General features: G+C 54.8%; 10 protein-coding genes. 1 reads left to right on the top strand and 9 read right to left on the bottom strand.

The genetic code is table 11. The features are described from left to right. Position 1: 1 nt before the first annotated feature. From M8Q36_RS19375 to M8Q36_RS19415, 9 genes are all read right to left on the bottom strand, one after another. Positions 2–2,164 carry a putative bifunctional diguanylate cyclase/phosphodiesterase gene (locus tag M8Q36_RS19375; RefSeq protein WP_249882009.1) on the bottom strand — a complete coding sequence of 721 codons (2,163 nt, stop codon included), beginning with the start codon at positions 2,162–2,164 and terminating at the stop codon, positions 2–4. A 106-nt stretch (positions 2,165–2,270) separates the two neighbouring features. After that, complete coding sequence (gene mdtI, locus M8Q36_RS19380) at positions 2,271–2,600, bottom strand: multidrug/spermidine efflux SMR transporter subunit MdtI (protein WP_249882010.1); 330 nt, start codon at positions 2,598–2,600, stop codon at positions 2,271–2,273. Continuing rightward, on the bottom strand, positions 2,587–2,943 hold the full coding sequence (gene mdtJ / locus M8Q36_RS19385; RefSeq protein ID WP_249882011.1) for a multidrug/spermidine efflux SMR transporter subunit MdtJ: 357 nt from the start codon (positions 2,941–2,943) through the stop codon (positions 2,587–2,589). Before mdtJ ends, mdtI begins: the two co-directional genes overlap by 14 nt. A 381-nt stretch (positions 2,944–3,324) precedes the next feature. Beyond that, complete coding sequence (locus tag M8Q36_RS19390; RefSeq protein ID WP_249882012.1) at positions 3,325–4,389, bottom strand: AI-2E family transporter; 1,065 nt, start codon at positions 4,387–4,389, stop codon at positions 3,325–3,327. A gap of 95 nt (positions 4,390–4,484) precedes the next feature. Then, a complete protein-coding gene (locus M8Q36_RS19395; RefSeq protein WP_249882013.1) occupies positions 4,485–6,092 on the bottom strand; it encodes an EAL domain-containing protein in 1,608 nt (535 codons plus the stop codon). Positions 6,093–6,300: 208 nt separating this feature from the next. Next, complete coding sequence (locus tag M8Q36_RS19400; RefSeq protein WP_249882014.1) at positions 6,301–9,357, bottom strand: efflux RND transporter permease subunit; 3,057 nt, start codon at positions 9,355–9,357, stop codon at positions 6,301–6,303. After that, positions 9,354–10,508, bottom strand: coding sequence for an efflux RND transporter periplasmic adaptor subunit (locus M8Q36_RS19405; RefSeq protein WP_249882015.1), 1,155 nt, complete (start codon positions 10,506–10,508; stop codon positions 9,354–9,356). The genes M8Q36_RS19400 and M8Q36_RS19405 overlap by 4 nt, the downstream gene beginning before the upstream one ends. Positions 10,509–10,586: 78 nt before the next feature. Then, on the bottom strand, positions 10,587–11,783 hold the full coding sequence (locus M8Q36_RS19410; RefSeq protein WP_249882016.1) for a sensor histidine kinase: 1,197 nt from the start codon (positions 11,781–11,783) through the stop codon (positions 10,587–10,589). Then, positions 11,780–12,475 carry a response regulator gene (locus tag M8Q36_RS19415; protein ID WP_249882017.1) on the bottom strand — a complete coding sequence of 232 codons (696 nt, stop codon included), beginning with the start codon at positions 12,473–12,475 and terminating at the stop codon, positions 11,780–11,782. Before M8Q36_RS19415 ends, M8Q36_RS19410 begins: the two co-directional genes overlap by 4 nt. 124 nt (positions 12,476–12,599) lie before the next feature. Between M8Q36_RS19415 and M8Q36_RS19420 the strand changes: the two genes are divergently transcribed. Beyond that, positions 12,600–13,388: a MipA/OmpV family protein gene (locus tag M8Q36_RS19420; protein ID WP_502825496.1), complete on the top strand. Its 789-nt coding sequence runs from the start codon at positions 12,600–12,602 to the stop codon at positions 13,386–13,388. Positions 13,389–13,576 lie beyond the last annotated feature (188 nt).

Raw genomic sequence — 13,576 nt, forward strand, 5'->3', positions numbered from 1 at the left:
TTCAGCCCTTTCGTAGCAAACGTAACTGCAAAATATCCTTGAGCGGCATCGGTTCGCTGAAATAGTACCCCTGCAGCTGGTCGCAGCCGGCCAGCCGCAGCAGTTTCATCTGCTTTTCGTTTTCCACACCTTCCGCCACCACCTGCATGCCCAGCGCGCTGGCAATACGGATCGTGCCGCTCACCAGCGCCGAGGCTTGTTCGTCGTCATCCACCAGCCCGGCCAGCGATTTATCAATTTTGATAGTGTCGAAATTAAAGCGCCGCAGGTAACCAATACTCGAATAGCCCGTGCCGAAATCATCCAGCGCAACCGCCGTGCCCAGCGCTTTCAGATTGGCGATGGCCGAACGGGCGCGCTCAGGGTTTTCCAGCACGTAGGTTTCTGTCACCTCCAGCTGTAAGCGGTGCGCCGGAAACAGGCAGGTTTCCAGCACCCGCGCCACTTTGTCTTCAAATTCCGGGTCGCGAAATTGCGCAGGCGAGATATTAACCGACAACTTCAGGTGGTTAAGCTGCTGCAAATCGCTACAGGCGCGGCGCAGCACAAACTGCCCGAGCGCATAGATAAGCCCGCTGGTTTCGGCGACCGGGATAAAGTCGTCCGGCCTGAGTTCGCCATCCGGACGGCGCGGCCAGCGCGCCAGCGCTTCAACGCCAATCATCATCTGGTTTTGCGCATCGACAATCGGTTGATACCAGACATCAAACTCATCGCGCTCAAGCCCGTCACGAATATCATTCTCAATGATTAATTGCCGTTCACGCGCGCTGTTCAGCTCTGCATCATAATGCGTCATCCGCGCCTTGCCGGTAATTTTCGAGTGATACATGGCGATATCCGCGCGGCGAAACAACTCTGAACTGGAGCACTCCAGCAGCGTTCCGCTGGCAATACCGATGCTGGCACCAATATGGATAGTACGTTTGCCAATGCGCACGGGCATCTCAAGGTAGCGCAACACGTTATGCGCAAAATCGTCGGCTTTTTCCAGTGACCACGGGCCGCTGAGCGTCATGGCGAATTCATCACCGCCCATTCGCGCCAGCATGCCGCCGGTCGGCACTTTCTGCCGTAGCGTATCGGCGATTGTCACAATCAACCGGTCACCAACATCGTGGCCATATATGTCATTCACGTCTTTGAAGCCGTCGAGATCGATAAACACCACGCTGATCATTTCGGGATCGCCCATTGCGCTCAGGTTATCGAGGTGTTCAATCAGCGCGCGGCGGTTAGGCAAACGGCTCAGCCAGTCCGTCAGGGCGATTTTGCGCGCCAGCTTTTCCCCACGCGCCAGTTTGTAAAGCCCGGCGCTGCTGAGGGCGATAAACAGCAGGATCAACCCCGCCGCTAACGCGGCTATCTGGCGGATATTGGCCGCAGCCGCCTGCGCGGCCTCCGCGCCGGGTAAATGCGGCGTCCAGCTCAGATATCCCAGCGTTTCACCTGCCGAACCGCGCAGCGGTATGCTGGCTACGCCGGCATGTCGCGCCTGCAAGCGCAAGTCATCAATCTGAAAGGTCGTTCCCAGATCGCTGAGGAGCTTCGCATTGAGATGGCGGGTGATCACCAGGTAGCGGCGCGTCTCGTCATAAACGTTAAGCCGCCCGCTCGCCGGGCGAATAAGCCCGATACTGACAAATGCCACCCCTTCGCGCGTGCGGGTTATGCCCGCGAAAACCTCTTTTCCCTCGCGCAGCGGCTCGCTGTTATCACGAATCAGCGCGGCCAGTCCGTCACCAAAAAACGCGAGATTAGGCCCGGTAAAAGGCTGGCTGCGAAACGCCCCCCACAGCACGGCGAACTTCTCATCCAGCACAAAAGTACCGTCGTACAGATTATTGATTTTAAAACCCGAACCCCAGGTGCTGTATAGCCACACGCTATCCAGTTGTGGGCGATAGGCTTCCTGAACTGCTTCATCCCAGACGGCGTTATCAATGACCAGCGACCGGGTGCGGTTTACCGCCGTCTGAATCGCCCCCTGCACAGACAGCGCGGTGCGGTGTTCATCAATTTCATTAGCCTTGGTGCTAATGAGGTGCAGCGAAAGATAGAGCAGCGCGACAACGGAAACAATCAGTCCGATGCCGGCCATAAAGAGCATGACAAACAGCGTCCTTGCCGTGGGGAGATTGCGCCAGCTTAACGGATTAAACATTGGCCGTCCCTTACTGGTGTCCGGGGAAACAGAGGTGTGAGAGATAGTATCCTAAGCGTAATACAGCCCGCGAATTTCATTGCCCACAAACGTGGGCAACTTAACATTAGGCGAGTTTTATCAGCGTCATACCGACAATCAGCAGTGCCAGGCCAATCCAGCCTTTATAATTCAGGCGCTGCCCAAAGAGCACCCAGCCGGCGGCGAGCGTGGCAACGATGCCAAACCCGCCCCACAGTGCATACGCCACCGCGAGATCGATACCTTTCACCGCCTGCGATAAGGCGCTAAATGCCGCTAACACAGCGAAAAGGGAAGCGAAACCATACCACTTGCGGCGAAAACCGTCTGAGAACTTTAAAAAGATGTTCGCTGCGATCTCCAGCACAATCGCCACTGCCAGCCACAGGCCGTGAACCCACTCAAACTGCAGCATGGTTACGCTCCTGACGCACGGCTTTGCGCGTCCCGGATTTGATTAACACAATGCCCAGAACCAGCGTGGCCAGACCGGCGGCTTTCAGCGTCGATAATGGTTCATCGAAAAGAAAGACGCTACAAAGAGTAATTATGAATATGCCAACGCCTTCCCATAATGCGTACGCCACGCCGAGGGCTATTTTTTTAACCGCGAATGACAGAAAAATATACGACAGCGCAATCATCACCAGCATTAAAATAAAACCGGTGTGACTATCACTAATACTTGCCCATTTCATCGACAACGTGCCGGTTATTTCCGCAACAATTGCCAGGGCTAATAAAATCCAGTAAATCATTTTTTTCTCCTGCTTGAGAACATACTTTCCTGCGGCTTACCGAACGACGGGAAACCGGAAAAACAACGATGTCAGCCGGGCACAACGTGCCAGCTCAGGCAGAGAGAAAACTACAGCGCAGAGCGCCAGTACTGATCATCTGCCAACAGGCAGCAGGAAGAAAACGGGAGGGAAGAATCAGGTTTTAAGACGCTGAACAGAATGTCCATATAATTACAATTATCCGCAAATTGCTTCTCATCGTGGCGGAAATAAATTGTCCTCAGTAGTTAAACACCGCCCTTTTTTATCACAGGCTAAGATTTTACTCAAAGTCTTTGCACTTCTTTACGACAAATAAAAACGCCGCCGTAATTTAGTAGGCGGCGTTTTTATATATTATTACGCTTGTTTTTGCGTATTCGCCCGCGACTGCGCCAGCAAATTCCATGAGGTAATAAACAGCGCGGCAATCATTGGACCCAGCACAAAACCGTTAATGCCAAAGAACTGCAGCCCGCCGAGCGTAGTAAGCAGGATCAGGTAGTCCGGCATGCGGGTATCTTTGCCTACCAGCAGCGGGCGCAACAGATTGTCAGCCAGCCCCACCACAATCACGAAGTAGAGCGTCAGGATGGTCGCCGTGACCAGCTCGCCGGTTGAATAGAGAAAGATCACCGCCGGGACCCAGACAATCGCCGTCCCCACAGCCGGGATCAGCGACAAAAACGCCATTAACGTCGCCCACAGCAGGCTGCCGTTGAACCCGGCAAACCAGAAACCGATACCGCCCAGCGCCCCCTGCACAATGGCCACGACCAGCGTGCCTTTTACCGTTGCGCGCGCCACACCGGCGAATTTCAGAAACAGGCGGCGTTTGATGGTCGCCGACAGCGGCACCACGTCGTAGATTTTGCGCACCAGTTCTGCGCCATCTTTCAGTAAAAAGAACAGTAAATAGACCATCAAACAGAAGCCGACCGTAATTCCCAGCGTGCCTTTGCCGATCAGTACCGCGCTGCCCGCCAGATAGCGCCCAACGCTCAGCGCCACGCCGGAGAGTTTTTCGCGGATCGCGGCGACCGAATCGAAATCATTTTCACGCAGCGAATTTTTTGCCCACTCCGGCAGATGCGCGATCCCGTCGCTTAACAACTGCGGCAAATCGGTGCCGTTATTCTGCAACCGCTGGTACAGACTATTGACCTCCACGGCGATCGAGGAGAGCACCATCATCAACGGAATAAAGACAATCACGCAGATCAGCAACACGGTGATAAGCGATGCCACGCCGTTGCGCCCACCGAGCAGCGCCGATAAACGCATGCGCAGCGGGTAAAAAATCAGCGCCAGGATCACCGCCCAGATAATGGCGGAGTAGTAAGGCTGGATCAGGCTGAAAAACGCCAGACTGACCAGTAATAACAGAATGATAAAAAAGAAATTATTACTTTTAAGTGTCGTCATCCGGGACATCCAATGGGGAAACTGCCCACCAGTGTAGAGCGTTACCCATTGATTGTAAAAACAGAGCCGCCTCAGGCGGCAGAGCCGTTTCGCTGTCAGGGTGCCATCACGGCGACGTTGTTGTCAGCGCCCTCAACGGCGCATTCACCCATTTGTTTTACCTGTGCCAGAAGATTTTCTATCTCAGAAAAAGCTAATGCTTTGGAAAAATACCAGCCCTGTGCACAGGATTCCGGCAAATTGCCTTGCAAAAAAAGATGCTGCGCTTCATTTTCGACGCCTTCGAAAACGATAATGCGTGGCATATCTTTAAACATGGCGATAAGACCGGGCAGAATATGGCGGTTAATGGACTGTGTACCGATTGAATCCGTTATTGATTTATCAATTTTTATTTCATCTACATCCAGCATGGACAGCCATTTTAAATTGGAATAACCGGTTCCGAAATCATCCAGCGCAAATAACACGCCATGCTCTTTATATAAACATATTGACTGCATAATATCTTCTATGCGGCCACTCTGCCTTTCGGTGATTTCCAGCATGATATGTTTCCCTGCCACGCCTTCTTGTTGCAGGGTATCGATAAGCCGCTGATAAAACGTTTTTGAACAGATATCTGAACAACTGACGTTTATGCTTAGCGTGATATCTTTTTCTCTCAACGCAGCACCACACTCTTTTATCGCATGTTCAACCACGTAGAGACTTATCTTATTAATTAAGCCGTTTTCTTCTGCCAGCGGAATGAAAATATCCGGGCCGATATTGCCCATCTGTTTATCATTCCAGCGCAACAGCACTTCGACACCGATGATACTTTTATCTTTTACCCGGTAAAGTGGCTGGTAAACAAAATGCAACTCTTTATTAATAATAGCATTTTCTAATCGGGTTAATAGTGACTGGTTCTCATGCTGATTTTTATTGATTAACGCGCCAATAATCAACCCCACCAACGAGGCGACGCAAAAGAGGAAAAGAAGAATATAACCGTTGTTATTAAATAGGAAAGAGTGTCTGACACCAGCCACAACGCAGATATCATGCTGCGCATCACAGGACTTCTCAGTGATAAAAAAGAACTCATGCACTTTTCCATGCTCTATATTTTCGAGCAGCGATGTATTATTGCCTACGCGGAAAAAATGTTGCTTGTGATTGTAGTCTCCGACCACCGCATTAAACCCCCATCGGGTAGAATCTTCGCGAAAGCGGGTAAAAGCGAAAGGTGACACGGTGACAGAAAAATTATTATTATAAACGACATCAGCAGTAATATTATTTTCAATCAGTGCATCAAACACCCATGTATAACTGCCTCTGCTCACTTTATTTTTGAACACATTAAGAGATAACGGGACAGTATATTTCCCCCACAACGCGGAACAGATTATTCTGCCGTCTTCAACATAGCCAATATCTTTGATCAGCGGATAAGGCCATAAGCGTTTTCTTAACGCGTGCAAATAGGGATCGCTACACGGGGTGTAGACGGAAAACTCTTCGCGTAATGCGTTAATTTCGCGGACCTGAAGAATAATATTATCGCTGCGGGCAAGTATCGATTCGGCATAATCTTCTACTTTTTCCTGGATAAAAGCATAGTAGGCGACTTGCGCAACAATATAAAAAAAAGCAAAAGATAATAATAACGCTGCTATATATATGGAAACGCCTTTTTTCAGCACCTTTATCATTTTGAATACCTTTATGCAGACCACCCCGCGCTGGCGGTCTGCCTGTCATCAATCCCTTTTGCAGAAAATTTTTGGCAACATCCTGGTTACTTTATCGCTTCCGGCGCTGAAAAATCCTGCATGCGCCCCACTCTCCTTATCGGCGCTTTTGACATTTACTTTAAAGGCATCTCGCCCCGGCGCGTGATGCCCCCTCCTGGCACCTCCATTAATGGCGTCTTGCTTTATCCAGCAGCAGGCTGAACGCCGCAGGTAAAACGGTAAGTGTCACCAGCGTGGCGACAACCAGCCCGCCGATAATGGCATACGCCATCGGCCCCCAGAACACCTGATGTGAAATCGGGATCATGCCCAGAATGGCGGCACATGCCGTCAGCATAATGGGTCGGGCGCGGTGTTCGGCGGCGGCCACAATCGCCTCGTTCGCGACCATCCCCTGCGCCAGATTGCTGTCCACTTCGCTTATCAGAATGACGGCGTTGCGAATAATCATCCCCGCCAGCGCAATCACGCCAAGCAAGGCGACAAATCCCATCGGCGTTCCGGTCGGCAGCATCGCCAGTACAATGCCCGGCAAACCAAAAGGTGCCATCAACAGCGCCAACAACATGCGGGAAAAACGCTGTAACTGGAGCATTAACAACACCAGCATCACGATAAGCGTCACCGGTAGCACCGCGTAAACCGAGCCGTTCCCCTTTGCCGATTCCGCTACCGTGCCGCCCTCTTCAATCCGGTATCCTGCAGGCAGTTGCGCACGCAGTTTATCCACCGTCGGTCGCAGGCCAGCCGACAGGTTTTCGGCACTCACACCGGGCGCCAGATCGGTTTGCACCGTAATAAATGGCAGCCGCTGGCGACGCCAGATAACCGGATCGCCCACGCCCCAGCTCACGGTTGCCACTTCGTTCAACGGAATTTTCGTACCGTTAGCGCCAGGCAACATCAGGGTCGATAACGTGCCGATATCCAGCCGTTCACGATCGTTGCCACGGAGAACCACATCCACCAGCCGATCATCATCCCGCACCGTAGTCACCGTACGCCCGGACCAGACCGTATTCAGCATTTGTGCAATGCTCTGCGACGAAACCCCTGCCGCCCGTGCCGCAGTCTGGTTCACCTGCAACGTGATGGTTCTTTCCGGTTCACCGGCGGTCAAATTCACTTCGCGGGCAAGCGATGAGGTACCAATTGCTGCCGCCAGTTGGCGTGAAAACTTTTGTACCTGCGCATAATCAGGCCCACTCACGCGGTATTTCACCGGCCACCCCACCGGTGGCCCTAATTCCAGCGGCGAAACGCGTGTGGTAAACCCGGCGAACTGGCTTTCCAGCACGCTATTCAGTTGTTGGCGCAGGCGATCGCGCGCCGCCAGATCTTTTGCTACCACCACCAGTTGCGCCGTGTTTTCATTATCCAGCAAGACATCCATCGGCAGATAAAAGCGTATTGCGCCGGAACCGACATAGGTCGTGTAGTGATCGATATCTTTGTTACCGTTCAGCACGTTTTCCAGCCGTTCGGCTTGCCTTTCCGTTTCCTGCTGCGCGGTATTGGCGGGCAACGACAGGCTGACCAGCAATTCGGGACGATCGGAGGCCGGGAAAAACTCCCCCTGCATTCTGGTCGCGCCCACACACGCCAGCGCCAGCGCCGCCACCGCAATGCCAATGGTCAATAAGCGGTGGCGCAACGCGCGCGCCAGTAATGCCTGGTAGGCACGCGCCAGGCGTCCGCTGCCTTTGCTGTGGCTGTCTATTCTGGCGGGCAGCAGCCAGGCGCCGGTCAACGGCGAGAACAGGATCGCCACCACCCACGAACAAAGTAGCGCTATCAGCACCACGGCAAATAGCGAAAAGCAGTACTCTCCGGCACTGGAGGCGGCAAACCCGACGGGAATAAAACCGGCGATCATCACCAGCGTTCCGGTAAGCATAGGAAACGCGGTGGTTTTGAAAGCATAGGTGGCGGCGCTTTTGCGCGATTCGCCGGCTTCCAGCCTGGCGACCATGGTTTCGACGGTGATCATGGCGTCATCCACCAACAGGCCAAGCGCAATGATCAGCGCGCCCAGGGAAATTCGCTGCAAGCCAATGCCGGCCAGCATCATTCCGGCAAACGTCATCGCCAGCACCAGCGGTATGGCGGCGGCCACCACCAGCCCTGCCCGCAACCCCAGCGAGACAAATGAAACAGCCAGCACAATCAGCACCGCTTCGACCAGCACCCGCACAAAGCCGCTAACCGCATCACTCACCACCGCGGATTGATCGGCGACTTTTGTCATCTCAATACCGTGGGGCAACCGGGTGTTAATCTCTGCCATCCTGGCATTGAGCGCCTGACCGAAACGCAGCATATTGCCGGTGGAGGCCATGGAAATGGCCAGCCCTAGAGCGGGCTGACCGTTGACACGAAACACCGGCGCTGGCGGTTCGGCGATCTGGCGGCTCACGGTGGCGATATCGGTCAGGGGAATATAGCGATCGTTGATATGCAGGGTAACCGCCCGCAGGCTCTCTTCCGTGGTCAGCGCGCCGCTAACCCGCAGCGCAACGTTATCTTGCCCGGTACGAATAATCCCGGCTGGCTCGACGGCATTTTGCGCGTTGAGCGCATCGCTCACCTGCTGGATATCGAGCCCCATGCCAGCCAGTTGGCGGGGAGAAAACGCAATGACAATCTGCTCCTGCTGCTCTCCCAGCAGAGTGATTCTGCCGATATCGTGCACTGACATCAGGTTACGGCGAATCTCTTCCACCCGATCGCGCAGTTCACGCGCCGTGTAGCCCTCCGCCGTGAAGCCATAAATCGTGCCAAACGTATCGTCAAATTCATCATTTATCGCCGGTCCCTGCACGCCCTGCGGCAGCGAAGGCGCAATGTCCTGCATCTTTTTGCGCACCTGATACCAGATACCTGGCACTTGCCCTGGTGGGGTGTCATCACGCAGGTTCACATTGATAACAGCGCTGCCGGCCCGGCTTTCGCTTTCGATGTAATCCAGCCACGGCGTCTCCTGTAATTTTTTTTCCAGTACATCCGTGACCAGCCGGGTAGTGTCGGCAACCGTCGCGCCAGGCCACTGCGCGGAGACCACCGCCGTTTTGATGGTAAATGCCGGATCTTCATTGCGCGGCAGGTTTTCATAACAGAGGATGCCGGTGGCGATAATCAGCATCATGAAAAAGCTCACCAGTTGCTGGTGTTCAAGCGCCCAGGCAGAAAGATTAAAGCGCGATTTAGTTTCAACAGAGCTCATGGCTGCAGCTCTCCTGGGGTCACTTTTTCACCGGCGCGCAGTTTGCTTACGCCTGCGGTGATAACCCGGTCGCCAGCACTGATGCCAGTTGCAATCACCGCAGACGAGGCGGTGTAGCTCGCAACCGTGACCGTCCGAAGCTGCGCCTGCGATTGTTTGTCGATAATAAAGACCGCTGGCTGGTCGCCAACGCGGCTCAACGCCGAGGCTGGCACCACAAAACCGGGCGATGTCGACACCGGAATATCTACGATGGCGCTGGCTCCCAGCGCCATCGCCGCTGGTGGGGACTGAAGGGTGAGCCTGACCTGCCATGTGCGCGTTTGCGGATCGGCCTGCGGACTGATATCACGCAATACGCCGCTGGTTTTCTGCGTGGGATCGGCCAGCAGTGCGACCGAAAATAGGGGCGTTTTTACTGCCTGTACGGACAGTAATTGCGGATCGGCGATAGCAAAAACCACATCGCGCGCGTCGCTGGTCGCCAGCGTGAAGATGCTTTCCCCGGCGCTGACCACTTGTCCTGCAGAGGCGCTAACGCGGGTGATAACGCCATCGGCAGGCGCGGTCAGTTGGGTCCAGGCCAGATTATCCCGGGCATTGCGCAGCGCCGCAGCGCTGCTTTTAAGGCGGGATGCGGCGGACTGCCAGTCGGCACGGGCGCTATCAAGCTGCGTACGGGCAATCGCGCCGGAGGGCATCAGTTTCTGCATCCGGTTCAGGTTCAGCGCGGCAAGCTGCTCGGCGGCGCGGGCGCTTTCCATCTCGGCGGTGGCGCTGGCCAGTTGGTTCTTACCGGTCTCACTCTCCAGCGTGGCAAGCACCTGCCCGGCATGTACGCGCGCGCCGATATCCACCAGCCGGCTGACCATACGACCATCCAGCCGAAAAGCCAGCACCGTTTCATCATGGGCGTGGATCTCGCCGGTTCGTACCGTGCCCGGATTCGGCGACGCCTGCGCGACTACCAGATAACGCACAGGCCTGGGCGGTGCGGGGTGGTCTGTTTTTTTCTCTCCGCACCCCGTCAACAGCGGAATGACCGCCGCCATAATCAGCAGCGGAAGCAGAGCAAGGAAGGATAACGCACGTGCCGCATTAAAAAGGTGGTGCAGGCTCTGACGAAAATAATCGGTAAATTGTTCTGACATAACGCCACTCCGGATCGGTAATGGCGCCATTTAACGTGGCGTGCGTCGAGAATCACTCCACGTTTCGTCAAGAATTCATCAAGAGTGCAATTTTTTTTCGCCGCTGCCATCTGCCGGGAGCGTGATGCTGATCCGCAACCCGCCTTCTTCCGGCAGCGCCGCGCTGATACTGCCACCGTGGGCAACACATATCGCCCGCGCGATAGAAAGCCCCAGCCCGCTGCCGCCGGAATGCCTGGCGCGGGAGGTTTCCGCGCGGGTAAAGCGATCGAACATGATTGGCAGAAAATCGCTTTCCACGCCCGGTCCGTCATCCTCAAAATCGATCCGCCACGCGTTATCTTGCTTACTGAGGTGGATGGCAAGCTGACCGCCCCGCCGGCCATAACGCAGGGCATTTTCCATCAACACGGTAAAGACCTGCCCCAGCCGGAACGCATCGCCAGTCAACAGCGAAGAGGAACGGGAGGTCACCGCCATGGTCATTCCTGCGGCATCAGCCTGCGGTTTCAGCCAGGCTACCCGCTCAGCTAACAGATCTTCCAGCGACAGCGGCTGAAGATGAAGCGTCAGTTGACCAGCATCGGCCAGCGAGAGCAGATGCAGCTCATCCGTAAGGCGGCTCAGGTGCTGCAGCTGTTTCATCACCATTCCCAGTTGTTGCTGGCTGGGTTCGAAGACGCCATCGAGCATCCCTTGCAGGCGACCAATAGCCGCCGTTAGCGGTGAGCGCAGCTCGTGCGCCATCGCAACGTGCGACGCGCGCAACTCCCGGTCGTAGCGCGCCAGCTGGCGGGTCATGTCGTTAAAATCGCTGGCAAAACGTACCACTTCGGCGGGCGCATCTTTTACCAGATCCGCCTGGCAGCCAAATTCACCTTGCGTGACTTCATCGGCCGCTTCACGCAGATGGCTGAACTGTAAAGAGAGTGGCCGGGCGTAACGTAGCCCCATAATCACAATAAAGGGGATCATCACCAGTACCAGCACGCCAACCATGAGCCAGTCGGCCGAGGCAATGGACGGCTTCGAATAGCTTATCCCCCACCATTTATCGACGATTTCATGAAAGCGATCCGGGTTCGCCTGCGGATTATCCAGCAGAACGAGGAACTCCGCCTTCACCGCAGACGGCATATCATGCAAAACCCAGTAGTTTTGCACGGCATAACGCAGCCACATACACAGGGCAATGACAATAACAGCGCCGATAGCCAGCGCGATGATGCGCGCACAAATCCAGCGCCACAGCGATTGATGAGCAGGATTTTTCATGGCTGGCGGAACCTGTAGCCAATACCGCGCACATTCGCTAAAACGCCGGTAACACCCGCGTTTTCCAGCTTTTTGCGCAAGTTGTAGACATGCGTATCGACCACGCGCTCCAGCGCTTCACTCTCCGGCAAACAGTGTTCCAGCAAGTGCTGGCGGGAAAACGGCAAGGTCGGGTGGCGCATTAGTGTTATCAGAATAGAAAACTCCGTTGGCGTCAGCTCCAGGCTGCGCACACTGCTTTCAGCCTGCGTGACCGTTGCGGTGATGGCGACGGTATCCACTTCCAGCGTTTGCCAGCGGAGCACCTCTTCTTGCACAGCCGTTCGTTTACTGCGCCGCAGCACCGCCTGCACGCGCGCTACCACTTCGCCAGGGTGATACGGTTTCACCACATAATCATCGGCTCCGTATCGCAACGCCCCTATGCGCTCAGAGGTATCCCCCATGGCGGTGACCATGATCACCGGGACATCGCTAATGCGGCGCAGCGCCGCCAGCACCTCGGTACCATTCATGCCCGGCAACATGATATCCAGTAAGATCAGATCGGGTTTCCAGCGCTGCGCCATTTCCAGCCCTGTCAGCCCATCTCCAGCCAGCGAAACGTCATAGTTTTCACGTCGCAGATAGGCTTCCAGTACGCTGGCCGCATCGGCATCATCTTCAATCACAAGCACTCTACGGGATATCATTTGCTTACCTTGACCATTTCTTAATAATTCCCTGACCGTTTATTGATATGACCTGTCTATATTCCTTGTCAGGACATGGCGAACCTTCGCCGCAGCATACTACCCCACCCAGCGAGATGTGATGATGATAATGAGAAAAACCGTGTTGTATAGCGCCTGTCCACTGCTGGCTCTGTTTGCCTCCACGGCCAGAGCCGACGACACGCCCGCCGTGCAAAACGGCGTGACGGTGGGCATTGGTGGCGAGTATGCGCCGCGCTACAGCGGTTCAGACAAGCAACGTGTGCAGGTGGTTCCGGTAATTCAGGCCCGCGATAATGCGCTCTTTTTTGATTCGCAAAAAGGGCTGGGTTATGACCTGCAAACCGACAATGGTTTTTATCTCGAACATACGCTGGGTTATGCGTCAGGCCGCGCCGATCGTGATTCTGGCTGGCGGGACGGTGCAGAAAACTTAAAAGGCATGGGCAATATTGATGCCACGCTGAATACCGCGCTGGCGGTTGGCTGGCAAGCCACGGACTGGCTGGTGCTGGAAAGCAAAGCTACCCTGCCACTTACCGATAGCCAGGGGGTGCAGTATCAGGCGTCCCTCACCTTGCTGCCGGTGCAGACCACCCGCGATACGCTGGCTTTCCAGTCTGCCGCGCTGTTTGGCGATAGCCGATATATGAACACGTTTTACGGTGTCAGCCAAAAGCAAAGTCTGCGTTCCGGCTATGCGCGCTACCGCGCAGAACAGGGATTTTATGGGATCGATAATAGCCTGACGTGGAGCCATCAATTTGATGCCCACTGGGGAACATTGCTGAGCGCCAATTACACATGGCTGAACGATCACGCGGCTGACAGCCCAATTGTGCTGCGCCGTAACCAAAGCTCAGCGGTCATTGCCATTACGTATACTTTTTGAAAGGTGCGGAAAAAAATGGACAAAAACGATTATCAGTTTCTGGCAAAAATATGGTTTGCCTGTGGTGTCGTTTATCTGGCGGCTTATCTGACCTATATCAGCAGTTAATCGTAAAAATGCTGTAGCAGTAACCGTAGTGAATGCCGCGCTGGACACAGAACGCCGTGCGGCATACAAAAAAGTGGCGA

This window comes from Kosakonia sp. R1.Fl (genome assembly GCF_023516815.1).
GTDB lineage: Bacteria > Pseudomonadota > Gammaproteobacteria > Enterobacterales > Enterobacteriaceae > Kosakonia.